This is a genomic window from Flavobacterium saccharophilum, assembly GCF_900142735.1.
Taxonomy (GTDB): Bacteria; Bacteroidota; Bacteroidia; order Flavobacteriales; family Flavobacteriaceae; genus Flavobacterium; species Flavobacterium saccharophilum.
Map to the genome: position 1 here is coordinate 864,295 of NZ_FRBY01000001.1, position 25,213 is coordinate 889,507.

General features: G+C 34.7%; 18 protein-coding genes. 7 read left to right on the forward strand and 11 right to left on the reverse strand.

Annotation, left to right across the window (positions count from 1 at the left end):
* Positions 1–53 precede the first annotated feature (53 nt).
* Both dnaE and BUA98_RS03635 read left to right on the forward strand, forming a co-directional pair.
* On the forward strand, positions 54–4,592 hold the full coding sequence (gene dnaE / locus BUA98_RS03630) for a DNA polymerase III subunit alpha (RefSeq protein ID WP_072970595.1): 4,539 nt from the start codon (positions 54–56) through the stop codon (positions 4,590–4,592).
* 177 nt (positions 4,593–4,769) lie between these two features.
* Positions 4,770–5,744: an outer membrane beta-barrel protein gene (locus tag BUA98_RS03635; RefSeq protein ID WP_072970257.1), complete on the forward strand. Its 975-nt coding sequence runs from the start codon at positions 4,770–4,772 to the stop codon at positions 5,742–5,744.
* 197 nt (positions 5,745–5,941) lie between these two features.
* Here the strand turns inward: BUA98_RS03635 and BUA98_RS03640 are convergent, their stop codons facing one another.
* From BUA98_RS03640 to BUA98_RS03655, 4 genes are all read right to left on the reverse strand, one after another.
* Positions 5,942–6,934, reverse strand: coding sequence for a Gfo/Idh/MocA family protein (locus BUA98_RS03640; protein WP_072970258.1), 993 nt, complete (start codon positions 6,932–6,934; stop codon positions 5,942–5,944).
* Positions 6,935–7,206: 272 nt separating this feature from the next.
* Complete coding sequence (locus BUA98_RS03645; RefSeq protein ID WP_072970259.1) at positions 7,207–9,315, reverse strand: prolyl oligopeptidase family serine peptidase; 2,109 nt, start codon at positions 9,313–9,315, stop codon at positions 7,207–7,209.
* A gap of 162 nt (positions 9,316–9,477) precedes the next feature.
* A complete protein-coding gene (locus BUA98_RS03650; RefSeq protein WP_072970260.1) occupies positions 9,478–11,685 on the reverse strand; it encodes a TonB-dependent receptor in 2,208 nt (735 codons plus the stop codon).
* A gap of 153 nt (positions 11,686–11,838) precedes the next feature.
* Entirely contained in the window at positions 11,839–12,192 is a 354-nt protein-coding gene (locus BUA98_RS03655; protein ID WP_072970261.1) for a hypothetical protein, read from the reverse strand.
* A gap of 189 nt (positions 12,193–12,381) precedes the next feature.
* Here BUA98_RS03655 and BUA98_RS03660 point away from each other — a divergent pair, with 189 nt between their 5' ends.
* Complete coding sequence (locus BUA98_RS03660) at positions 12,382–13,119, forward strand: porin family protein (protein ID WP_317614826.1); 738 nt, start codon at positions 12,382–12,384, stop codon at positions 13,117–13,119.
* Here BUA98_RS03660 and BUA98_RS03665 read toward each other — a convergent pair.
* Entirely contained in the window at positions 13,114–13,719 is a 606-nt protein-coding gene (locus BUA98_RS03665; RefSeq protein WP_072970262.1) for a hypothetical protein, read from the reverse strand. The genes BUA98_RS03660 and BUA98_RS03665 overlap by 6 nt on opposite strands.
* Positions 13,720–14,146: 427 nt before the next feature.
* On the opposite strand from BUA98_RS03665, the gene BUA98_RS03670 reads away from it, so the two are divergent.
* From BUA98_RS03670 to BUA98_RS03685, 4 genes are all read left to right on the forward strand, one after another.
* Positions 14,147–16,618, forward strand: coding sequence for a bifunctional UDP-N-acetylmuramoyl-tripeptide:D-alanyl-D-alanine ligase/alanine racemase (locus BUA98_RS03670; RefSeq protein ID WP_072970263.1), 2,472 nt, complete (start codon positions 14,147–14,149; stop codon positions 16,616–16,618).
* A 66-nt stretch (positions 16,619–16,684) separates the two neighbouring features.
* Positions 16,685–17,068 (forward strand): large conductance mechanosensitive channel protein MscL, encoded by a 384-nt coding sequence (gene mscL / locus BUA98_RS03675; RefSeq protein WP_072970264.1) that lies wholly within the window; start codon positions 16,685–16,687, stop codon positions 17,066–17,068.
* 177 nt (positions 17,069–17,245) lie between these two features.
* Complete coding sequence (locus BUA98_RS03680) at positions 17,246–18,235, forward strand: aspartate-semialdehyde dehydrogenase (RefSeq protein WP_072970597.1); 990 nt, start codon at positions 17,246–17,248, stop codon at positions 18,233–18,235.
* Positions 18,236–18,352: 117 nt separating this feature from the next.
* Positions 18,353–18,754, forward strand: a complete 402-nt coding sequence (locus BUA98_RS03685; RefSeq protein ID WP_072970598.1) for an SMI1/KNR4 family protein — start codon at positions 18,353–18,355, stop codon at positions 18,752–18,754.
* A 200-nt stretch (positions 18,755–18,954) separates the two neighbouring features.
* Here the strand turns inward: BUA98_RS03685 and BUA98_RS03690 are convergent, their stop codons facing one another.
* The 6 genes from BUA98_RS03690 to BUA98_RS03715 all read right to left on the reverse strand — a co-directional run bounded on the left by BUA98_RS03690 (position 18,955) and on the right by BUA98_RS03715 (position 25,073).
* Complete coding sequence (locus BUA98_RS03690; RefSeq protein WP_007805184.1) at positions 18,955–19,272, reverse strand: 2Fe-2S iron-sulfur cluster-binding family protein; 318 nt, start codon at positions 19,270–19,272, stop codon at positions 18,955–18,957.
* Between the two features lie 58 nt (positions 19,273–19,330).
* On the reverse strand, positions 19,331–19,816 hold the full coding sequence (locus BUA98_RS03695; protein ID WP_072970265.1) for a hypothetical protein: 486 nt from the start codon (positions 19,814–19,816) through the stop codon (positions 19,331–19,333).
* A 214-nt stretch (positions 19,817–20,030) separates the two neighbouring features.
* A complete protein-coding gene (locus tag BUA98_RS03700) occupies positions 20,031–20,270 on the reverse strand; it encodes a NifU family protein (RefSeq protein ID WP_072970266.1) in 240 nt (79 codons plus the stop codon).
* Positions 20,271–20,378: 108 nt separating this feature from the next.
* Positions 20,379–21,512 (reverse strand): Mrp/NBP35 family ATP-binding protein, encoded by a 1,134-nt coding sequence (locus BUA98_RS03705; protein WP_072970267.1) that lies wholly within the window; start codon positions 21,510–21,512, stop codon positions 20,379–20,381.
* A gap of 271 nt (positions 21,513–21,783) precedes the next feature.
* Positions 21,784–24,219: an ABC transporter permease gene (locus BUA98_RS03710; protein ID WP_072970268.1), complete on the reverse strand. Its 2,436-nt coding sequence runs from the start codon at positions 24,217–24,219 to the stop codon at positions 21,784–21,786.
* Positions 24,220–24,365: 146 nt separating this feature from the next.
* Positions 24,366–25,073: an ABC transporter ATP-binding protein gene (locus tag BUA98_RS03715; protein ID WP_072970269.1), complete on the reverse strand. Its 708-nt coding sequence runs from the start codon at positions 25,071–25,073 to the stop codon at positions 24,366–24,368.
* Positions 25,074–25,213: the final 140 nt, after the last annotated feature.

A 25,213-nucleotide genomic window follows, 5' to 3' on the forward strand; every position in this document is an offset into this window, starting at 1 on the left:
ACAATGGTAAGAATTGGAATTTGGAATTTAAAAATTGTCTTTTTACAAAACCTATGTATTTAATATTCGATACCGAAACAACCGGATTACCAAAACGCTGGGATGCCCCAATTACCGATTCTGACAACTGGCCTCGTTGTATCCAGATTGCATGGCAGCTCCATGACGAAATGGGACAGCTTATCGAACACCAGGATTATTTGGTAAAACCGGACGGATTTAATATTCCGTATGACGCCGAACGTATTCACGGAATTTCTACCGAATTGGCTGAAGCCGATGGAATCACGCTGGCCGAAGTTTTGGAGAAATTCAATATCGCTTTAAGCAAAACCAAATTCATTGTGGGGCAGAATTTAGGTTTCGACGTCAATATTATGGGCGCTGAATTCCATAGAATGGGCGTGGATTCTCCAATGAGTACGATGCCGGTTTTGGATACCTGTACCGAAGTTACGGCTTCGTTATTACAGCTTCCGGGAGGTCGTGGAGGAAGATTCAAATTACCAACCTTAACAGAATTACACAGCTATCTTTTTAATAAACCTTTCGCGGAAGCACACAACGCAACTGCCGACGTTGAGGCAACTACACGTTGCTTTTTAGAGTTAATTAGAAGAGAGGTTTTTACCAAAGAAGAATTAGATGTTCCGAAGGATTATTTCAAGGAATTTCAAGAGAGAAATCCGCAGGAATTCCCTTTAATCGGTTTAAAACACATCAATTTAAAAGCGGCTTCTGACAAAATCAGAGAGCAGTTAAAAGCTTTAGAATCTACTGGTAAAGAAACTACAGTTTCTCATTCTGAGAGAGAAGATTTTAAAGCAGCTAAATACGCGCATTTACACAATCATACACAGTTTTCGGTTCTTCAATCGACTATTGGAATCGGAAATATTGTTGCGGCTACAGCCAAAAACGGAATGCCAGCCGTTGCGATGACCGATACCGGAAACATGATGGGAGCTTTCCACTTTGTGAGCGCCGTTATGAACCACAATAAAGCAGCCTCCGGAAAAAACAAAGCTTTGGTTGAAGCTGGCGAGGAGCCAACTGAAACCGAAATAAAACCAATTGTAGGTTGTGAATTTAATGTTTGTGAGAATCACTTAGATAAAAGCAAAAAAGACAACGGAAACCAGGTTGTGTTATTGGCTAAAAATAAAGCCGGTTATCACAATTTGGCAAAAATGTCGTCGATCGCTTTTACAGATGGATTTTATTATGTTCCGAGAATTGATCGAAATATCATCGAAAAATATAAGGGAGATATCATGGTTTTGTCCGGGAATTTATACGGAGAAATCCAAAGTAAAATTCTGAACATCGGTGAAAACCAGGCCGAAGAAGCTTTGATTTGGTGGAAAGAACAATTTGGAGATGATTTCTATCTGGAAGTCATGCGCCACAATCAGGAAGATGAAAATCGTGTAAACAAAACGCTGATTGAATTTTCTAAGAAACACAACGTCAAATTAATAGCGACCAATAATACTTATTATTTAAATAAAGAAGATGCCAATGCGCATGATATTTTATTGTGTGTAAAAGACGGTGAAAAACAGGCGACGCCAATTGGTCGTGGCCGTGGTTATCGTTACGGATTGCCAAATCAGGAATATTACTACAAGTCGGAAGAAGAGATGAAAAAACTCTTTTCTGATTTGCCCGAAGCGATTATCAATATTCAGGAGATTGTCGACAAGGTTGAAGGGTATTCACTTTATCGTGATGTATTGCTTCCAAAATTTGATATTCCGGAAGAATTTGTTGTTGCTGAAGATGAAGCTGATGGCGGTGTTCGAGGTGAAAATAAATATTTGCGACACCTTACTATGGAAGGTGCCAAAAGAAGATATGGCGAAATTACAGAATCGATTCAGGAACGTTTGGATTTTGAGTTGTTAACGATTTCAAATTCCGGATATCCAGGTTACTTTTTGATCGTTCAGGATTTCATTGCCGAAGCCAGAAAAATGGATGTTTCGGTAGGTCCGGGACGTGGATCTGCTGCCGGTTCTGCGGTAGCCTATTGTTTGGGAATTACAAATATTGACCCGATTAAATACGATTTGCTTTTTGAGCGTTTCCTTAATCCGGATCGTGTATCCATGCCCGATATTGATATCGACTTTGATGATGAGGGTCGCGGTCGTGTTATGGATTACGTAATCAACAAATACGGAAAAAATCAGGTGGCGCAAATTATCACGTATGGTAAAATGGCAACCAAATCAGCGATTCGTGATACGGCGCGTGTATTGGATTTACCCTTATTTGAAGCCGATAGAATTGCCAAACTAATTCCGGCAATGATGCCGTCAAAATGGAATTTGGCGCGTTTTATTTCTGAAAACGAAGATGAGGTTAAAAAAGCACTTCGTTCAGATGAATTTGATAACGTAAAAGAATTGATTGCCATTGCCAATGAAGATGATTTGGCCGGAGAAACCATTCAACAGGCAAAAATCCTGGAAGGATCGATGCGAAATACCGGAATTCACGCCTGTGGGGTAATCATTACGCCTTCGGATATTACGAATTTCGTTCCGGTTACAACTGCAAAAGATTCCGACTTATATGTAACACAGTTTGATAACTCGGTTGCTGAAAGTGCCGGATTGCTGAAAATGGACTTCTTGGGTCTGAAGACCCTTACGCTGATAAAAGATACCGTTAAACTGGTAAAATATAGAACCAATATTGATCTGGATCCCGATACATTTCCTATTGATGATCCTGAAACGTATGCACTTTTCCAAAGAGGAGAAACAGTTGGAATCTTCCAATATGAGTCGCCCGGAATGCAGAAATACATGAAAGATCTGAAGCCTACGGTTTTTGGAGATTTAATTGCGATGAACGCCTTGTACCGTCCGGGACCTTTAGAATATATTCCGTCTTTCGTTCGAAGAAAAAATGGTGATGAAGAAATCAAATACGATTTAGATGCCTGCGAAGAATATTTAGGAGAAACCTACGGAATTACAGTTTATCAAGAGCAGGTAATGCTTTTGTCGCAGTCGCTGGCTGACTTTACAAAAGGTGAGGCCGACGTTTTGCGTAAAGCGATGGGTAAGAAACAAAAGGATGTACTTGATAAAATGAAGCCTAAGTTTGTTGAGCAAGCATCGGCAAAAGGCCATGATGCAAAGGTTTTAGAGAAAATCTGGAAAGACTGGGAAGCATTTGCGAGTTATGCCTTCAACAAATCGCACTCGACTTGTTATGCCTGGATTGCGTATCAAACAGCTTATTTAAAAGCGCATTATCCAGCAGAATATATGGCCGCGGTACTTTCGAATAATATGAACGATATCAAGCAGGTTTCGTTTTTCATGGAAGAATGTAAGCGAATGGGCTTACAGGTTTTAGGTCCGGATGTAAACGAATCGTATTATAAATTTACTGTAAACGATAGTTATGCTGTTCGTTTTGGAATGGGCGCTATTAAAGGAGTTGGTTCCGGAGCTGTAGCAACAATTGTAGAAAACAGAAAGGACGGAAGATATAAATCGATTTTTGATTTAGCGAAACGTATTGATTTGCGTGCAGCCAATAAAAAAGCAATTGAAAACTTAGCATTAGCAGGAGGTTTTGATTCTTTTGAAGGGACAACCAGAGCACAATATTTTCATGATGATGGTGACGGAATTACCTTTTATGAAAAGGCGATGCGTTATGGATCGAAGTTTCAGGAAAATGAAAATTCATCTCAGGTAAGTTTATTTGGTGAAGCCAGCGAAGTGCAAATAGCAGAACCTGTTGTACCCCCATGTGAAGACTGGAGTACCATGGAAAAATTAGCGAAGGAAAAAGAAGTTGTCGGGATTTATATTTCGGGACATCCTTTGGACGATTTTAGGTTTGAGATGAAATACTTCTGCAACGCCCGATTAGAAGCGCTGAAAAGTATGAATGAATATGTGGGGAAAAATCTAAATTTTGCCGGAATTATTAATAATGTGCAGCACCGTGTAGCCAAAAACGGAAAAGGCTGGGCGGTATTTAATTTAGAAGGATATGATGAAAGTTATGAGTTTAAGATTTTTGGTGAAGAATATTTAAAGTTCAGGCATTTCCTGATTCAGAATAACTTTGCTTATTTGAAGATTTTAATAAAAGATGGCTGGGTAAATCACGATACAGGTAAAAAGTCTGATCCAAGACTGACATTTGTTGAGGTTAGACAATTACAGGATGTATTGGAGGCTTTTGCAAAAAAATTGATACTGTTGTTGAATATTAAAGATTTACAAACAGATTTTATTCATACGCTGAGTCATTTGTTTAATGCTTATAAAGGAGATAATTCGGTGACTTTTGAAATCATGGAATTAGAAAAAATAAAACGTTTGGTTGAGGTTGAAACCAATACTGATTTTGAAGAAACCGAAGAGGCTGTCTTTGTAGATGAAAGCGAAGATACAGATTCACCATTAGAAGAAACTAAAATTCAGGAAGTAAAAGAGGTTGAGGAAATTAAGGTAGTAACCAAACTGACAATGCCGAGCAGAAGATTAAAAGTAAGGATTTCGACAGAGTTATTGCAGGAATTAGAAAAACTTCAGATAAATTTTAAACTGAATTAAATTTTAACAGTTAAATTTTAGAATTATGTAAAATTTTTATGTTAAAAATATGCATGCATAATACTTTTTTAGTAATATTGCCCGAAATTACAACGTTTTCGTTCCAAGTCTAACTTTGCAAACCAAAAAAATATGTTAAAATATTTTATGTTTGCATAAATTAATTAAATCAGAATTATGAAAAAGAACCTATTTTTATTAGGATTATTAGTTTGCTCTATGGCCACAATGGCGCAAACAGAAAAAGCAGATAAGCCAGAAAGCTGGTATTTTAAATTAGGCGGATCTTATTTCAACCAAACTGCTTCGACTGAATTTCCAGAAGTAGGAGGTCAGGCACCAAACAGAGATGTTTATGAAGGTACTTTAACAAATAATAAATTGGTTTCAAGAGAGGCTATTACAGGTTCTTTTGGACAAGGTTTCAGATCTGGAATTACTGCTGGTTACCGTTTTTCTACTCGTTTAGGAGTTGAGATGTCTGCTAACTACTATATTAGTAATAGCAAAACAATGGCGCAAACTACTGATAGACTTTATGGTTTTAACCCTGCAAATAACGTAGCTACTTACATCAGTTTCACAGCAGATGGGCAAATTAAAGCTTTTGATTTAGCACCAGCTATTGTAATGTTTTTAGGTGAGGCTCATGGTTTTGAACCTTACACTAAAGTTGGAGTTATTGTTCCAATTCACGGTACATTAGATATTAAAACTGATAGAGAATTAGTATCTTATGTTGGTAATAATGTAGTAAGCACATCTAATATTTACTCTAAAGATGTAGTAAAACCAAATCCAACAATTGGATTTATGGCTGCTTTAGGTACATCTTATAAATTAGGAAAACACATTTCTGCTTTTGCTGAATTGGAATACCGTAACTTTACTGTACACGGAAAAACTAAAGAAACTACAGAATATACAGTGAATGGACAAGATGCTTTAGCAACTAGAACTACTGCTCAAATTCATACAAATTATCACGAAAAATTAGATGTAAATTCTAATAACCCTTTGTTCAATCCTAATACAACAACAACAACAGACGCGACAGATACTACACGTCCAAATGATGCAATGGACGAATTAAGTTCTTATGTTGGAATCTCAGGTTTAGGTTTGACTTTAGGTCTTAAATACAGCCTATAATTTTTAAGAATTTATAGTTTATAAAAAAAGAGGATATTCAAATGAATATCCTCTTTTTTTGTTTTAAGCTTTTTTGTCATTTCGATCGAAGGGAGAAATCACACAAGAAATTCCGTAATCAAAATCTTTAATCTTTGGCGAGCAACTAGTGTGATTTCTCCCTTCGGTCGAAATGACAGAACTGTATCGAATTATTTCTATTTCGAATTCCTAAATTCCTTCAAAACTTCATCAATAACCCAGCTCGTTCTGGCCGCAGAAGTTCCTTTTGAAGGATTTACACCTTCATTACCTAAAAGTTCTGCAACTACAGTTTCAATAAGTGGTTGTTGAATATGAATCGGATTTTCAATCGTAATACTTTCTTTTTCGCCATTCACATATTGTATATGAATAGGGTCATTTCCGAAAGTAGAAAACGAAATTTTTCCTTTGTCACCCACAATTTCAGTATTGTCATAACGCTCAAAACTGGCAAAGTTCCATAAACCAGTTCCATGGATTCCGTTTTCGAATAAAAAAGACATTGAAACTGAATCCTCGGCAGGATATGCTTTAAGCTGTGAACTTGCATGACCGCGAACGGATTGGATCGGGCCTAAAATAAAATCAAGAAAATCTAAAGTATGACAAGCTAAATCGACAAATATGCCACCGCCTGAAATATGTGGTAAAACCGTCCACGGCAAATTAATTTCGTCATCATAACGCTGTTCAAAGGGATGATATAAAACACAGTTTACATGTCGTATAGTTCCAATTTTGTTCTGATCAATTAGCTCTTTAATTTTTAAGAATCTTGGCAAACTTCTTCTGTAATAAGCCACAAACAAAGGGACATTATGTTCTTTACAGACGCTGATCATCTCGTTGCATTCTTCAAATGTCAAAGCCATTGGTTTTTCAACATAAACAGGTTTTCCTGCTTTGGCGCACAAAATAGTGTATTCTTTATGAGAAGATGGAGGAGTAGCGATATAAACCGCATCAACTTCCGGATCGTTTATTAAATCTATAGCATTTGAATACCATTTTGGTACATTATGACGTTTGGCATAATCTTCGGCAAGTTTGGCATCTCTTCGCATTACGGCCACTAACGCTGAATTTGGAGTTTTTTGAAAGGCGGGACCGCTTTTAACTTCGGTTACATTTCCACAGCCTATAATGCCCCATTTTATGATTTTCATCTTTCGGTTTTTTAGTTTTTCAAATTTAAGCGAAAAGGATTATTTAAAAAAGGTTCGCCACGAATTCATGAATTATTTTTTCACGCAGATTTAAAAAAGATTTAAGCAGATGCACACAGATTTTTTTTCTTTTAAAATCAAATTAATCTGCCTAAATCTGCAGAATCTGCGTGAAACAAATTCTAGGCAGTCTTGAAAAAATTAGCCACGAATTCACGAATTAAAATCAATATTAATTCGTGAATTCGTGGCTAAAAAAACTTAAGCTTTATTTACTTTTTTGGCAAAGCAGTAAAGCCCATATTGTAAAGCGTGAACGCCTGTACATCTACATTTTCCTGAATAGAGGCTGCAACCGATTTTCCTGCTCCGTGACCTGCTTTTACATCAATACGAATTAAAACAGGATTGTCACCAGTTTGTTTTTCCTGCAATTCAGCAGCAAATTTAAAACTGTGTGCCGGAACCACACGGTCATCATGATCGCCGGTTGTAACCATTGTTGCTGGATATTTAACCCCAGCTTTTACATTTTGAACAGGAGAATACCCTTTTAAATATTCAAACATTTCTTTGTTATCCTGAGCAGTTCCGTAATCATATGCCCATCCTGCACCAGCTGTAAACGTATGGTAACGCAACATGTCCATAACACCTACTGCAGGCAATGCTACTTTCATTAAATCAGGGCGCTGTGTCATTACAGTTCCAACTAACAAACCTCCGTTAGAACCCCCACGAATCGCTAAGAAATCTGATGAGGTATATTTTTGAGCTATAAGATATTCGCCCGCCGCAATAAAATCATCAAACACATTTTGCTTTTGTAATTTAGTTCCGGCATCGTGCCATTTCTTTCCGTATTCACCACCACCTCTTAAATTAGCAACAGCATAAACGCCACCATTTTCCATCCAAACGGCATTTGCAATACTAAAAGCCGGTGTCAGACTAATATTAAATCCACCGTAACCGTAAAGGATCGTTGGGTTTTTACCATTTAATTTTAATCCTTTTTTATAAGTGATAATCATCGGGATTTTTGTTCCGTCTTTTGAAGTATAGAAAACTTGTTTAGATTCGTAATCTTCACTTTTAAAATCTACCACCGGTTTTTGATAAATTTCAGATTTACCTGATTTTGGTTCCAATGAATAAATTGTTCCTGGAGTAGTGTAGTTTGTAAAACTGTAATATAAAGTTTTTTCGTGCTTTTTTCCTCCAAATCCGCCTGCTGTTCCTACTGCCGGAAGTTTGATTTCACGAACTAATTTTCCGCTATAATCGTATTGTTGTACAAGCGAAACGGCATCTTTTGTATAATTGGCAAAAAAGTATCCACCACCTGTTGAAGGCGATAAAATGTTTTGCGTTTCTTTGATGAAATCTTTCCAGTTTTCTGGTTTTGGATTGCTTACATCAACAGTAACAACGCGTTTGTTTGGTGCATTTAAATCGGTTTCGATAAACAATTTGCTTCCTTCATTTTCGATAATGGAATTGTCGCTGTTGAAGTTATCGACAATAGTCACAATTGGACTGTTTGCAACAGTTAAATCTTTAATATAAAGTTCGTTTCCGTAAGTAGAATTCGAAGCCGAAATCACTAAATAACGATCATCTTCCGTAACATAACCGCCAACATATCTTCTTTTCTGATCTGCTCCAAAAATAAGTTTATCGTCTTTTTGAGAAGTTCCCAGTTTATGAAAATACAATTTATGCTGATCTGTTTTAGCTGATAATTCACTTCCTTTTGGTTTGTCATAACTTGAATAATAAAATCCCTCGTTACCGTGCCATGAGATTCCACTGAATTTTACATCCACTAAAGTATCTTCCAAAACTTTTTTAGAAACAGCATCTATAATAATCACTTTTCTCCAGTCGCTTCCACCTTCAGAAATAGAATAAGCAGCTTTTGATCCGTCTTTAGAAAAATCCATTCCACCAAGTGAAGTTGTTCCATCTTTAGAAAAAGTATTTGGGTCTAAGAAAACTTCTTCTTTTCCATCAGAACCTTTTCTGTAGATTACCGATTGATTCTGAAGTCCGTTGTTTTTAGAATAGTACGTATATTTTCCTTCTGTAGAGGGAGCTCCTATTTTTTCATAATTCCAAAGTGTTTCCATTCGCTTTTTTAGTGCATCACGAAACGGAATTTTATCCAAATAGGCATAAGTAACTTTGTTTTCAGCTTGTACCCAGGCTCCTGTTTCGGCAGATCTGTCGTCTTCAAGCCAACGATACGGATCGTTTACTTTTGTATCAAAATACACATCGACAGTTTCACCTTTTTTTGTTTCCGGATATTGAATCTTATTTTGTCCAAAAGAAATTCCTGCAGTTGTAATAGCCATTATTAGAAATGTTTTTTTCATGGTTTAAGTTTAACGGTTGTAACAAAAATAGCATTTTTTGCTAGATGATAAATATTTAACCGCAAGGTTCGCAAAGTGTTTTACACAAGGTTCGCAAAGTTTAAAACAAAGCTTTGCGAACCTTGCGTAATTGCATAGCGTTCGTTGCGGTTAAGTGAAAAGTTATAGATTAAAATTCACTCCTAAAACAATGTTTCTTCCAATATTAGGAATACCGTCTGTTTTTAATCTTGAAAGGTGCGCGATATATTCTTTATCAAACAAATTGTTCCCGTTCAGGTTAACATCAAAAGCAGTTTTACCCAATTTTACGGTTCCACCAAAACCTAAGTTTACCAAAGTGTACCCTTTTGAGGCCGTTTCAAAGCCACTTACATTGTCTTGTTTGAAAGTGGAAGAAACATTTAAAGTGGCGAAGCCTTCTTGGAACCAATCTTTGATTTTGAATTCCGTTCTAATGGTATTGTTCCAATTATTAGCCGGAATTAGAGGTAAATAATCTTTGTTATCTTTTTTACCTGTTACCGTTTCAAAACTTGTTTCAAAATGCAACCAGTCTAACGGATGCGGGTGAAAGTGTAATCCTGCTTCACCACCATACAATTGTGCGTTATCCTGTATATAAGCAAAAACGTCATTATCATCAATAACATCTCCGGTTGGTGAAGTATAGATATAATTGTTTACGTGATTGTAAAATCCGTTTACGAAGAATTCAAAGTGCGAATTTTTATATTCTAAGTTTAAGTCAGTTTGAACGTTTTGCTCTGTTTTTAAATTTGGATTTCCAATTTCGTAACGATTCGTTCCTTCATGAACTCCGTTTGAAGTTAATTCGGCTAAATTTGGTGCTCTAAATCCTGTTGCTACATTCAATCGAAGTGTTAAAGGTTCTGCTAGTTTGGTTTTATATCCCAAAGAAGCATTAAAGCTGTCAAAAGATCGGTCTAAAGCCTGAAAATAACCTTCTTCGCCTGTGATTCCGTGTTCTTCAGAAGTTATATTTCGATTGTCAAAACGTAATCCGGCTTGTAAAACACTGTTGTTCCATTCGTAGTTGGCTGTTCCAAAAACACCAAAATCATTTGTCGTAGCATCCGGAATCAAAAATTCTTCACCAAAATTAGTATTGGTCTGATGCATTCCCTGAACACCTAAAATCGTTTCAATTTTGCCCATTTTCGGGAAATGATACTTTGCGTTGTAATTGAAAGTATTCAATTTCATTCTTAAAGAAGCATCGTTGCTGTCTTCAAATTCGCTTCGATCATTGGCGATATAGCCTAAATCAACATCTAACTTTGAGTTTTCAAAAAAGATGACATTGTTTAAACTCAATAAATGATTGAAGATTCCCTGTCTCGGAAACATGGTGTTTTTGCTTGATGATTGTTCTGCAATACCGTCTTCCGGAATTCCAAGATCCAGTTTATTATAGTTGTATCTCAAAACACTGGAGAAACTTGAATTGCTATATCCAATTCCCGTTTTAAAATCGGTTTCATTATAACGTGAATTGGTTACACGGTCACCATCGGCAATTTTGTAATCAGAGTGCGTGTTAAAACTTCCTCTGGCTAGAAATTTCCAATTATCCGTCGATGTTTTTAATCCAATAGAAGAATTGCTTCCTTCTGTATTCGTGAAATATTTTTGACTGAAATTAGCTTTAAAAGTATTCTCGTCAGCAAATTTTTCAGGATTGAAATACAATACACCGCCCAAAGCATCAGAGCCATATAATAAAGAAGCCGGTCCTTTGATGACCTCGACACTTTCTATTCCGGCATCGTTTAACCCTAATCCGTGTTCATCTCCAAACTGTTGATTTTCGATACGAACACCTTGCGAATAAACTAAAACACGATTCCCGCTCAAACCACGAATAACCGGTTTTCCGATAGATGTTCCAGTAGAAATCTGAGAGACTCCCGGAATTGTAGCCAAACCTTCAATTAAAGTGGAAGTTCCCTTTTGCTGTAAGGTTTTGATGCTTTCATGCTCGACTTTCATAACGTTTTGCGATTGCAGTTTGTTGAAAGGAGTAGAAACCACAACTTCATCCATTTCAAAAACAGATTCTGAAAGCGTGATGTCTAAAGTGTTTTCTTTTAATAATTTAGAGATGGTTTTGTTTTGAGTCGTAAAACCAACAAAAGTAAAAGCAACCCTAAAACTTCCGTTTGGAAGATTGGTAAATTCGTATTTTCCGTTTGCGTCAGTGGTTGTCCCTTTGTGTAATTCCGGCGCATAAACAGAAACGCCCGGTAAGGGTTGATTCTGAGGATCAGTAACGGTTCCCGTAACAGTATTTTGAGCAGAAAGTAGGCTCGAAAACCCTAAAATAAGGGCTAATATGATTTTTTTCATTTGAAAATGATGCTATAGTTTAATTGATTTTTTCTTTTAAATAAAATCAGCAATCAAAGCAAACTTGCCAATCCTAACATATGTTAAGATGGAAAATTTATTTTTTCGGATTTTATAATTAAGAATTTGATTTTATTTCGAGTAGTTCGAAATCTAAGAAACTATAATAGCTGGTGGTCCACGCAATAAATAAGCGCTTCCTGAAAACGAAAAAACACTCTCAGAAACGGTAAAGAAATAAGGGATTTCTTTGTGAAAAGTGCGAAATTGAAAAGCAAAATCTTCAGGAAGAATATAACTTCCAAAAGCAAAATGACAAACATAACACAAATCATAATTATGATGCTGGTGCGTTATTTCACCTTGAGGATCATTATAATCGTGATGACATTGTTTTTCTGAAAGTTGCTTTACAATATGCTCATAACTGTGTATCGACTGAAACAATATTGAAAACAATATCGTCAGCGCGAAGGAAACACTTAATAGGAGCTGCTTTTTTTTCATGCAGGACAAAGGTATAAAAGAGCAATGAAAAATTGATTCATTTTTTGGATTCTGTTGCTGATTTGTTGAAAATAGTGCAGTAAATGGTTTTATTCTTCGTGAAAAAGAGAATAATTGCTTTCAAATAGTATCCTGAAGTGGCATTATATTATATTTGTGTGAAATAAATCAACGCTAAAAAACGTTTATTTGAGAACCTCTTTAAAACCAAAATACGATATGCGATTCCTTTTAAGTTGTTTGTTTTTAGTTTCGTTTTTCAATGCTTTTTCGCAGGAAGAAGAGAAACCTGAAATAAAACCAGTGGTTAAAATTGACTCTTTATATCGTGAAGATCAGTTGTATTTTACGATAACCTATAATCTATTAGTTCAGGGACCTCCGGGCTTAAAACAAGATAAATTTTCTGCCGGATTTTCGGGAGGTTTTTTACGTGACTTTCCCATCAATAAAAAAAGAACTTTTGCCATTGCACCAGGATTGGGAATAAGCTACCAAAATTATTATCAAAATCTAACGGTTTCAACAGCTACTGACGGGACATTACTTTATGGTGTTAACGATTATGACGAATTTGTTTCTAATAGATTTCGTCAATATTCAGTTGATTTACCGATAGAATTCAGATGGCGAAACTCGACTTTTGATAGTACAAAATTCTGGCGAATTTATACAGGAATAAAATTCAGTTATGTTTTTGCCGCAAAATCTGTTTTGAAAGACGGAGAGAATACTTATAAAATTCAGAATAATCCAGACTTAAATGATTTCCAATACGGAGCTTACATTTCAGCAGGATATAATACCTGGAATATTTATGCCTATTATGGTTTAAATCCGTTGTATAAATCGACGGTAAAGACGATAAACGGAGACAGTGTCAATATGAGAACATTAAACCTGGGATTGGTTTTTTATATTCTATAGCCACAAATATAAAAACAATAACTGCGGTAAAACACCCAGTAATAAGCCAATCATTATTTCTTTAGGCGTGTGGGCTTCCATTTCTAATCTTGAAGACGCCACAACACCGGTCATTAAGATCAGTAGAGCGCCCCAATAAGGATTCTGCATTTGTAAATGCATGTTTAATCCAATTACAAAAATGGTCAGGCCACTGATCGCCATCATATGCAGACTTGCCTTTATTTTGAAAAGCGAGCATATTAAAGCTAGAATTGTACTGAATAAGGCACCCAGAAAAAAGAAATGAAGTTCAGGATAACGTGCAATTACGATACTTCTTTTTACCAGAAGAATATATAAAAAACACTGTAAAACGAGTGGAATTTTGCGTTGCGATGTTTCGGGAACCATTACAGAATTTACGTGTCCTGTTGAGCGAAGTAACAGGAAAAATAAGACCGGAACTAAAAAAGTTATAATTAAGATCTGGAACAACACATAATATTTCTCCTGATTGGTAAAAATATCTCCCTTGCAAAATAGATAAAACAAGGTAGCATATATCGAAATAAAAATCGGATGCAGGATATAGGAGAATAGTGGAAGTATCTTTTTCAAAACGCTATACTTTTGTGGTTTTCAACAAATATAATAATGTTTTTTGCCGCGAAATATATAAATTTTCACAAATTATCTTTAAAACATTTTAAAGCAGTGCAAAAAAAAGAATATAATAATTCTTGGATAGTATTGCAATTGTTTATTTACTGTCGCCCTGGCCGTTGCTAACTTTTTTTAATCTTCGCTTACTATTTTTTCACGCAGATTTTGCAGATTCAGGCAGATTTTATTGATTTAATAAATGAAATCTGCGTGTATCTGCTAAAATCTTTTTTAAATCTGCGTGAAAAATAATTCGTGATAATTCGTGATAATTCGTGGCAAACCTTTTTCCTGTTTACTTTTATTCGAATCGAATAATTAGTGAAAATTTGTGAATTTCGTGGCAAACCTTTTTCTAAATTTGACAAAAGAAACTTTCTAAATGAGCATAAATTTAAAAAACCTAATCTCAGTTCTAGACGCCAAATGTACAGGTCCTGACACTGATATTTTTATTGATCATATTTCTATTGACAGCCGTTCGTTGCAAAACGGATCACAAACATTATTTTTTGCCTTATCAGGCGCTAATAATGATGCTCATTTATATATTGCGGAGTTGATAGAAAAAGGTGTTCAGAATTTTGTGGTGCATCACATTCCAAAAAACAGCGAAGGAAAAGCCAATTTTTTGGTGGTAAAAAACACGCTTAAAGCTTTGCAGCAATTCGCAGGTTATTATCGTGATCTTTTTGATTTTCCCATAATAGGATTAACAGGAAGTAACGGAAAAACAATTGTAAAAGAATGGCTTAATTTTTTATTAAGTCCCGATTATAATATTATTAGAAGTCCTAAGAGTTATAATTCTCAGGTTGGTGTTCCACTTTCTGTAATTGCCATTAACGAAAAACATAATTTAGGTATTTTCGAAGCCGGAATTTCGACGGTAAATGAGATGGGCAAACTCGAAAATATCATCAGGCCTACCATTGGTGTTTTAACCAATATTGGGCCAGCACACGATGAAGGCTTTGAAAAGTTGGAGCAGAAAATCAAAGAAAAACTATTGCTTTTCAAACAATCAAAAGTTATTATTTATCAAAAAAATGAACTTGTTGATCAATGTTTAAAGGCATTTTGTGCAGAATATCCAGTAAACGAGAGAGTTCTTTTTTCCTGGAGTTTTACTGATCGTACGGCAGATGTTTTTATTCTGGAAAAAGAAAGCAGAAATGAAAAAACCATTGTTCAGTATCAGTTCCAAAATGAATTTTTTGATTTAGAAATTCCGTTTAGTGATTCAGCTTCGGTTGAAAATACCATTTCTTGTTTATTGGTTCTGCTTTATTTTAATTACGATTTTGAAACGATTCAGGAACGCATGAAAATGCTATATCCGGTCAAAATGCGTTTGGAAGTGAAAAATGGAATCAATAATTGCAGTATAATTGACGATAGTTACAGTTCCGATTTCCAGTCGCTTAAAATTGCGCTGGATTTTTTGGAAAGCCAACAAAAGAAGAACGCAACGAAAACGGTTATTTTATCGGATATTTTCCAAAGCGGTTTTTCAAATGAAGAATTATACTCAAAAGTAGCACAACTCATTGCTGATAATAAAGTTAATCGTGTAATTGGAATTGGAAAGACAATTACCTCTTTTGCAGCCAAATTTCCAAACATTATTACATTTGAAAATACAGCCGAATTTATTTCGAAGTTCGATAGTTTAGATTTCAATAATGAAACGATTTTGATTAAAGGTGCAAGATCATTTCAGTTTGAAGAAATCGTTGCATTACTTGAAGAAAAAACGCATGAAACGGTTCTGGAAATTAACTTAGATTCCATTAGTCATAATCTGAATTTCTTTAAAGCGAAATTAAATCCCGAAGTAAAAATCATGGTAATGGTAAAAGCTTTTGGATATGGCAATGGCGGTTTGGAAATTGCAAAATTACTGGAGCATCATAAAGTAGATTATTTAGGTGTGGCTTTCGCCGATGAAGGAATTTCGTTGAAAAATGGCGGAATTAAATTACCCATTATGGTTTTGAATCCGGAATCGACCAGTTTTCCTTCCATTATTCAATATCAGTTAGAACCTGAAATTTATAGTATAAAAGGATTAAATGCTTTTTTGAAGATTGCACGTGAAAAGAATCTGAAAGATTTTCCTATTCATATAAAAGTAGATACAGGAATGCATCGTTTGGGTTTTGAAGAAAATACGCTTGAAGAATTAATTGCAACTTTAAAAGGAAATACAACCGTAAAGGTTAAAAGTGCTTTGTCTCATTTGGCAACAAGCGACGAAATGAAACATTATGATTTTGTGATTTCTCAGATAAATTTATTCGAAAAATTATCTTCTAAATTAATTTCAGAATTAAATATTAATCCTATTCGGCATATTCTGAACACTTCCGGAATAAGCAATTTTCCTGATGCGCAATATAATATGGTTCGGTTGGGAATCGGTTTGTATGGTGTTTCCAATGATCCATCGGAACAAAAATATTTAGAAAACGTTAGTACATTAAAGTCTATTATTTCTCAGGTTCGAACAATTCCGGGCGGTGATAGCGTTGGTTACGGTCGGCGTTTTATGGCAGATAAAGAAACTAAAATCGCCACAATTCCAATTGGTTATGCTGATGGTATTTCGAGATTGTGGGGAAACCAGGTTGGGTATGTTACGATAAAAAATCAAAAAGCATTCATTGTTGGAAGTGTCTGTATGGATATGTTAATGGTAGATGTAAGCGAAATTGATTGTAAAGAAGGAGATTCGGTTATTATTTTCGGCGAAAGCCCAACAGTGATGGAGATGGCAGAGGCTTTAAAAACCATTCCGTATGAAATTTTAACGAGTATTTCGCAACGTGTAAAAAGGGTATTTTTCCGATAGTTTACTGGGATTTTAAAGAAAATTACGTATTTTCGATATCTATTAATCACTACTAAATATACAATTATGGGATTTTTTTCAGAATTTAAGGAATTTGCAATGAAAGGCAACGTGGTTGATCTGGCTGTCGGTGTAATCATTGGAGCTGCTTTTGGTAAAATTGTAAGCTCATTTATCGAAAATGTAATTACACCATTGTTATTGAAACCGGCTTTAGATGCGGCGCATTTATCTACCATTGAAGAGTTAACCGCTTTTGGAGGAGTAAAATATGGTCTGTTCCTTTCGGCTGTAATTAACTTTATAATTGTTGCTTTTGTATTGTTCTTAATTATTAAAGGAATAAATAAAGTGAAGAAGAAGGATGAAGTTGTTGCAGCACCACCAGCCGGACCAACTCAGGAAGAATTGCTTACACAAATTAGAGATCTGTTAAAAAATAAACAATAATATAATATATATACCGCTACACTAAGTCTAACTTAACCGCTCCTTAATTGGGGCGGTTTTTTTGCTTTTGTTTAATTTATAACATTTTGTTATTTTTTGTGAAGCGTCTTGTTTTCACTTTTATTATGTATACTTTTGCATTATAATTTAGATTTAATTCATACTAAAAATATAAAAATGAGAATAGCGGTTGTAGGTGCCACTGGTATGGTTGGCGAAGTAATGCTTAAAGTTTTAGCGGAAAGAAATTTTCCTGTTACAGAATTAATTCCTGTTGCATCTGAAAGGTCAGTAGGAAAAGAAATTGAATATAAAGGAACAAAATATAAGGTAGTAGGAATGCAAACAGCAGTTGATATGAAAGCTGATATTGCGGTTTTCTCTGCCGGAGGTGATACTTCATTAGAATGGGCACCAAAATTTGCTGCAGCCGGAACAACTGTTATTGATAATTCTTCTGCATGGAGAATGGATCCTACAAAAAAATTAGTAGTGCCAGAAATCAATGCTTCGACATTGACAAAAGAAGATAAAATTATTGCAAACCCAAACTGTTCTACTATTCAAATGGTATTGGCATTGGCTCCTTTGCATAAAAAATACAACATCAGAAGAATCATAGTTTCTACTTACCAATCGATCACCGGAACTGGTGTAAAAGCAGTAAGACAATTAGAAAACGAATACGCAGGAATTCAGGGTGAAATGGCTTACAAATATCCAATTCACAGAAATGCAATTCCACATTGTGATAGTTTTGAAGAAAACGGATACACTAAGGAAGAAATGAAATTAGTGCGTGAAACTCAAAAAATTCTTGGTGATAACACTATCAGAGTTACAGCTACTGCAGTGCGTGTTCCTGTTGTGGGAGGACATAGCGAAGCGGTTAATGTTGAGTTTACAAATGATTTTGATGTAAACGAAGTTCGTGAAATTTTACACCATACTGATGGAGTAGTGGTACAGGATAATTTAGATACCTTTACATACCCAATGCCACTTTATGCAGAAGGTAAAAATGATGTTTTTGTTGGAAGAATCCGTCGTGACGAAAGCCAGCCAAACACCTTAAACATGTGGATTGTTGCTGATAACTTAAGAAAAGGAGCAGCTACAAACACCATCCAAATTGCTGAATATTTAATTGCAGCAGGTTTGGTATAAACCAGAGATTAAAGAAAATTGTTATAAAGGAAAAACCGTAATTGCAGCGATGTAATTACGGTTTTTTTGTTAATGAGATTTACTATAAATTGCGGTTTAATTTTATCAAGAGAATTTATGGCATTTCCGATAGATGTAAAATATATAATTGAAACAGAAGAACATTTGGGTGTTGAATTTCCATATGAATTTAAGCAAAAAATGATAAATCAGAATGGAGGCGAATTGATAACAGAAGACTATGATTGGCAACTTTACCCTTTTTTTGATAAATCGGATAAAAAGAGAATAAGCAGAACTTGTAATCATATTATTTTAGAAACGAAACAAGCTAAAGAGTGGCATAATTTTCCCGAAAATGCTGTTGCAATTGCTACAAATGGATGTGGTGATTATTTAATTCTTCTTCCATTAGAAAAGGATGCTAAACAGTTAAGTGAGAAAATTTATTCATGGTTTCATGAAAAAGGAGAAATTAAGGAAGTAACAAAAAATATAACTGAACTTATTGAGGAGTAACGCAAACTCCACAGGTTTTTAAAACCTGTCAGGTTTAACTATTGATGTGTAAACCGCGTTGTATTGGGATTTGGAATTTCAAATATTGGGATTTTATTTTTAATATCCCGTAGTCTGATTAGTTCCAAACAAAAATTCCAAATTTCAATAGTGTAAATGTTCTATTGGAATTTGGAATTTTAAAAAAATTGTAATTTATTTTAATATTCAGGAGCCAGTTCTAATTCCAGTCCTTCTAATTCTGTTGTAATTGGTATCTGACAGCCTAAACGACTATTAGATTTAACATAAAATGCCTCCGAAAGCATGGCTTCTTCATCATCTCCCATTTCGGGTAATGCAACATCATTAAGAACATAACACTGGCAAGAGGCACACATGGCCATTCCGCCACAGGTTCCCTCAACAGGAAGTTCGTATGCCTTGCATAACTCCATTATATTCATTGCCATATCAGTTGGAGCTTGTAACTCGTGTATAACTCCTTCTCGATCTTTAATCTTTATTAATACATCCATTTTATTAATTGGAAATTTATAGGTCGGATTTAATAACGTGACTAAATCCTTATTTATATTAGCTAGTTGGTTTCAGGCTAAATGCGAATTCTTTTCTAGCGTTTTCTTTAAGGTGCATTTTTACACCAAGTTTATTGCCACCTTTTTCTAAAATTGTAACAACTGCAATTACGGAGTAATAATCATTATCTGACTGAAAAATCAACATTCCTTCGTAAGTTGAATTGATGACTCCTTGTTTGTCAGTGGTAGCAGAGATTTTTCTCGGATGAGCAAATTCAGCTGTACTATAAGTTGACTTATTTGAGAATTTTGCTTTTCCTTCTGAAAAATCATAAAGGAAATCATAATTACCAATTCTAAGGCTTCCTTCTTCAGCAGTTGAACTTGTCGAGAATACGATTTGTCCAGCATATTGAAAATCTGACCATTCTTCAGATTCGCTTACCCATGCTTTATCAACAACCAGGGTTTGTGTGCTTTGTTGTGCGTAATTTGCAGATACAAAAAATAACAATAAAAATAGAGCGTAATAATTCTTCATATATATAAGATTTAGGGTTATGTGACAAATTTAAGTTAAAAATGTATTAATTCGTTAACTAAAACTCTTAAATCTTTATATTGTTTTTTGTTAAATCCGCAATTTTAAATGCCTTTTTAAAAGCTTTATTCGAAATTTGCAAGACAAACGTTCTTAAGGCCTATTATTCCTGTTAAATAATTGAAATGGTAAAAAGAAAAATACGCCTTTAGTTTTACATTATATTTACCACAGTTTCGATTTGTGGAGCATACTTTTTTATTGTTGTTTCAACACCAGCTTTTAGTGTCATCTGATTTACGCTACAGCTAATACATGCCCCTTCAAGACGAACTTTAACGTGTTTGTCATCTTCGATAGAGATTAGCGAAATGTCTCCTCCATCAGAATTTAAAAACGGTCTGATTTCATCTAGAGCCAATAGTACGTTGCTTGTTAATTCTTCTGTTGTCATAATTATTAATGTGTCAATTAAACAATGTGCCAATTAGAAAATGAGATAATTAGAAAATTTTAAATCATCCAAATATTCATTATCTAATTTTCTCATTATCTAAATTATCTAATTTTTCTTTACCGCTGAACATCCTGCCATAGTTGTAATTTTAATGGCTTCGGTTGCTGGTAAGCTATCGTTTCTGTTTACTGTTTCTTGTACCACATTTCTAGTAATTTCTTCAAAAATAGTTTTAATTACAGATGCTGTTTGTAAAGCTGCCGGACGACCGTAATCTCCTGCCTCACGAATTGACTGTACAATTGGTACTTCTCCTAAAAATGGAACATTTAAATCTTCTGCAAGGTTTTTAGCTCCTTCTTGTCCAAAGATATAGTATTTATTATCAGGTAATTCTTCTGGCGTGAAATACGCCATATTTTCAATAATTCCCAAAACCGGAACATTGATGTTGTCCTGCATAAACATGGCAACTCCTTTTTTAGCATCTGCAAGAGCCACAGCCTGAGGTGTACTCACTACAACAGCTCCGGTAATTGGCAATGATTGCATGATAGAAAGGTGAATATCTCCCGTTCCCGGAGGTAAATCGATTAGCATGAAATCTAATTCTCCCCAATCTGCATCAAAAATCATTTGGTTTAATGCTTTTGCAGCCATAGGTCCTCTCCAGATTACTGCCTGACTTGGTGCTGTAAAAAATCCAATAGAAAGTATTTTGATTTCAAAGCTTTCAACTGGTTTCATTTTTGATTTTCCGTCAACGGTAATCGAAATCGGTTTTTCGTTTTCAACGTCAAACATAATAGGCATAGATGGCCCATAAATATCAGCATCTAAAATTCCAACAGCAAAACCCATTTTAGCAAGTGTTACAGCAAGATTAGCCGTAACTGTAGATTTTCCAACGCCACCTTTACCAGAGGCAACGGCAATAATATTTTTGATTCCCGGAATTGCTTTCCCTTTTATTTCATTAGGATTTTCCTTCGCTTCAACTTTAATGTTTACTTTAACTTTTGCTTCAGGAGATACCAATTCGTGAATTGTCTTTTTGATATCATCTTCGGCTCTTTTTTTAATGTGCATTGCAGGTGTGTGCAATAGTAAATCTACCACAACTTCATCACCAAAAGTAATAACATTGGCAACAGCACCGCTTTCAACCATATTTTTTCCTTCTCCAGCTATGGTGATTGTTTCCAGAGCTTTAAGAATTTCTTTTCTATCTAATTTCATTTTTAATGTAGGTGTTTTCTATTGATGCAACTTATTTAAACACTATCTTTATTTAAACTCGTTTCAGACTGCAAAGATAACAGATTATGTTCGGATTTCTGCCCTTTTTGAATCGTATTTATTGATATCGAAATTATTCAAAATGATACTATTGCGCTTTTTTAGTCATCAATAAAATTAATGAAGGTTGAAAATTTAGCTTAATAAGAAAAAGAAACCCGCCAGATCTACTAAATCTGACGGGTTTCTTAAAAAAAATGGTCTACAAGTTTTATTCGTATTTTAAATATTTTAAAATGTCTATTTTGGTCACCTGATAGGCTTTTGCCAAAACAATCATTAAAGTCAAAATCAATAATGAAACCAGTGCTACAGTAAACGGAATAACCGAAACATTGATTCTGAAAGCAAAATTCTCCAGCCATTTTTGCAATAAAATATAAGCTGGAACAATTCCGATTAAGAATCCCATCAGGCAAAAAATTACATATTGTTTTGATAATTCTTTAAGCAAAATATCTGTTTCTGCACCTAATGTTTTTCTGATGGCAATTTCTTTCAATCTTCTTTCCATCGAAAATGATGCCAAAGCAAACAATCCAAAAATGGCAATAATGATTACAACGAGATTTAGAATAAAGAAAACATCTTTTTGTTTTACCTGTTCTTCATATGTTTTGGCGAAACCTTTATTTACAAATTCATAATCAAAAGGATAATCAGGATTTACATTTTTCTCCCAGTAGGCTTTTAAACTGGCCAATGTTTCACTTAAATTATTTGGAGAAACTTTTACATAAATATTGTCAAAGTTATTCCATTTTAAAGTTTTAAGATTGATGAAAATCATAGGCGGTACTTTATCCTGTAATCCTGTAATATGGAAATCTTTGACAACCCCCACGATTTTAAATTTCATATTTTCATTATCATTTCCTCGGCCCCAGCCAGATGTAATAATTGTGTTAATAGGGTTTTTAAGATTTAGTTTTTTTGCTAAAGTTTCATTTATCAACCAATTGTCAATAGTATCAGAGGCAAATTGAGGCGATAAATCACGACCTTTTACAATTTTAATTTTCATCATCTCCAGAAAACCAAAATCCATTTCAACATTTCTTGGCTGTACAAAAATGCCATTGTGTGTAAATCCGGAACTTGAGTTGGTGCTGTTTCCAAACGATCCTGCAAAAGTTGTAACTCCTTGTACTCCAGTAATTTTGGCGATTTCTTGTTTTGCAGTCTGGTATTTATCGGTTTTGGTACGAAAATCTGGAAGGCTGTAGGGAATTCGAATTATTTGATCGCCGCTAAAACCAAGATCTTTGTTCATCATATAATTAACCTGCGAGTTTACAATCAGGGCGCCAATAATAAAGAACGCTGCAATTCCAAATTGAAAAATCAGCATTGAATTTCGAACCCAGATACCGCTTTTGCTTCTTGAAAAATTCCCTTTTAAAACTTTCAAAGTCTCAAAATTTGAGATGTAAACGGCTGGAAAAATACCTGCAAGAACGATTACTAATCCAAATATAAAAATGAGCTGCAGGTAGAATTCGCCACCATTCATGGTTAAAGTTTTCTTCAAAAAGTTGTTGTAGTAGGGCAAAGAAAGTTCAACAATTGCCAAAGCAAAAATGATTGCCAGAATTACAATTATAGCTGTCTCAAAAATAAACTGTGCAATAATCTGTTTTTTTGTTGCACCGACAATTTTACGAACACCTACTTCTTTAGCACGTTTTATAGCAGAAGCCGTTGCCAAATTGATATAGTTTACTAATGATAAAACCAAAATCAAAATAGAGAGACCAACCATGATATAAAGCAATTGCAAATTACCTCTGCCTTCCGGAAAATTACGCCCTGATGAAGACTTAGTTCCATACAAACGAGCAGTTTTCAGTTGGTCTAGTATTACCGTGGTTTGTCCATATTCCTTAATATGTTGTGCGACAGTCATACCGCTTTCTTTTGCATCTTTTAATGTTCTGTTTACAAAATCTACATTTTGCATTTTCTTTAAAACGGCAACAGGATCAGCTCCTTTTTTAATTTTAACCATCAAGCCATAATTGAAATTTCCCCAGCTGTCTTTGTCCTGCTCACGTCTAACGCCTCCAAAAACAAAATTTGGTTCTATAGAAGAAGGTTTCATCAAACGATAAATGGATTTTACAATATAAGTCTTACTCTCATAGCTCACTGATTTACCAATCGGGTCTTCATCTTTAAAAAGTAATTTTGCAGCCTCTTCAGACATCGCCACACTATTATTTTCTTTTAAGATATTAGTTTTGGCTCCTTTCAAAATTGGAAACGGAAAAACATCAAAAAAGCCATTGTCTGCTCCCATGATTTTTTTATCCATTACTTTTTGATCCTTATATTTTATAGGTGCCTCACTGTACCAGATATTAAGGAAAGCAATGGACTCAATTTCAGGAATGGTTGCTTTACAGGTTTCGCCAAACGGAATAGAGGATGTAGCCCAGGTATCGCCTGTCATTCCTATTTTGTTTAAAACCTGATATACATTTTCTTTTTCCGGATTCCATTGGTCATAAGCGTTTTCATTGTTCCAATATAAAATCGCGAAAATCACTCCGGCAATTCCGATGCTTAATCCTAAAACATTTAAAAACGAAAACAGTTTGCTTTGCTTTAAATGATATATAAATATTTTAAACCAGTTAAAAATCATGGTGTATTTTTTATAGTTGTTGTTAGTTTTTAATAAGATCTAATAGGTTTCTGAAACCATTAGATTTTTAGATCATTGCTAATATTTGGCAAACAAATCCAATTAGGATTGTGATCGCAGTTACAATAAATTTTATCATTTTGAAATTATTTAGCGTCCATAAAAACATCTACATTTCTCTGATTGAATCGCTCAGAGAATATTACACCATCTTTCATATGAATTGTTTTTTGCGAAAACGAAGCATCATAATCAGAGTGAGTTACCATTAAAATTGTTGCACCTTTAGCGTGCAAATCTGTTAAAAGTTCCATTACTTCATTACCGTTTTTACTGTCCAGATTTCCGGTTGGCTCATCGGCAAGAATGATTTTTGGATCATTTACCAAAGCTCTTGCAACGGCAACTCTTTGTTGTTGACCTCCTGAAAGCTGTTGCGGATAATGTTTCAAACGATGTGAAATATTTAATTTCTCTGCAATAGCTTCAATTTTTTGCTTTCTGTCCGATGCTTTTACGTTGTTGTAAAGCAAAGGCAATTCGATATTATCGTAAACAGAAAGCTCGTCGATCAGATTAAAATTCTGGAAAATGAAACCGATGTTTTCTTTACGAACTGCGGCTCTTCCTTTTTCTTTTAAACCGATCATTTCCTGATCTAATAATTTATAACTCCCATCGGTAGCGCTGTCCAAAAGCCCGATGATATTTAATAAAGTCGATTTTCCACAACCTGAAGGTCCCATGATAGTTAAAAAATCACCTTTTTTAATTTCTAAAGAAATACCGCTCAAGGCTGATGTTTCTACTTCTTCTGTTCTAAAAACTTTGGTTAAATTTTGAATTGTTATCATAATGGTAAAGGTGTTAGAAATGTTATTATTCGTTTTTTGATTGATGATTTTGATTGATGATTGAAACCCTTATTAATTGTAAATTATGAATTGTAAAATGTGAGTTGTGAGTTGGTTTTCAAACTTGAAACCTGAAACTT

What these genes read in the sequence shown, in the direction of transcription:
- BUA98_RS03685 (WP_072970598.1), top strand. Translation starts at nt 18,353, where the DNA reads ATGGCATTTCCGATAGATGTAAAATATATAATTGAAACAGAAGAACAT.
- BUA98_RS03695 (WP_072970265.1), bottom strand. Translation starts at nt 19,816, where the DNA reads ATGAAGAATTATTACGCTCTATTTTTATTGTTATTTTTTGTATCTGCA.
- mscL (WP_072970264.1), top strand. Translation starts at nt 16,685, where the DNA reads ATGGGATTTTTTTCAGAATTTAAGGAATTTGCAATGAAAGGCAACGTG.
- BUA98_RS03700 (WP_072970266.1), bottom strand. Translation starts at nt 20,270, where the DNA reads ATGACAACAGAAGAATTAACAAGCAACGTACTATTGGCTCTAGATGAA.
- BUA98_RS03635 (WP_072970257.1), top strand. Translation starts at nt 4,770, where the DNA reads ATGAAAAAGAACCTATTTTTATTAGGATTATTAGTTTGCTCTATGGCC.
- BUA98_RS03715 (WP_072970269.1), bottom strand. Translation starts at nt 25,073, where the DNA reads ATGATAACAATTCAAAATTTAACCAAAGTTTTTAGAACAGAAGAAGTA.
- BUA98_RS03640 (WP_072970258.1), bottom strand. Translation starts at nt 6,934, where the DNA reads ATGAAAATCATAAAATGGGGCATTATAGGCTGTGGAAATGTAACCGAA.
- BUA98_RS03655 (WP_072970261.1), bottom strand. Translation starts at nt 12,192, where the DNA reads ATGAAAAAAAAGCAGCTCCTATTAAGTGTTTCCTTCGCGCTGACGATA.
- BUA98_RS03645 (WP_072970259.1), bottom strand. Translation starts at nt 9,315, where the DNA reads ATGAAAAAAACATTTCTAATAATGGCTATTACAACTGCAGGAATTTCT.
- BUA98_RS03680 (WP_072970597.1), top strand. Translation starts at nt 17,246, where the DNA reads ATGAGAATAGCGGTTGTAGGTGCCACTGGTATGGTTGGCGAAGTAATG.
- BUA98_RS03690 (WP_007805184.1), bottom strand. Translation starts at nt 19,272, where the DNA reads ATGGATGTATTAATAAAGATTAAAGATCGAGAAGGAGTTATACACGAG.
- BUA98_RS03705 (WP_072970267.1), bottom strand. Translation starts at nt 21,512, where the DNA reads ATGAAATTAGATAGAAAAGAAATTCTTAAAGCTCTGGAAACAATCACC.
- BUA98_RS03710 (WP_072970268.1), bottom strand. Translation starts at nt 24,219, where the DNA reads ATGATTTTTAACTGGTTTAAAATATTTATATATCATTTAAAGCAAAGC.
- BUA98_RS03650 (WP_072970260.1), bottom strand. Translation starts at nt 11,685, where the DNA reads ATGAAAAAAATCATATTAGCCCTTATTTTAGGGTTTTCGAGCCTACTT.
- dnaE (WP_072970595.1), top strand. Translation starts at nt 54, where the DNA reads ATGTATTTAATATTCGATACCGAAACAACCGGATTACCAAAACGCTGG.
- BUA98_RS03670 (WP_072970263.1), top strand. Translation starts at nt 14,147, where the DNA reads ATGAGCATAAATTTAAAAAACCTAATCTCAGTTCTAGACGCCAAATGT.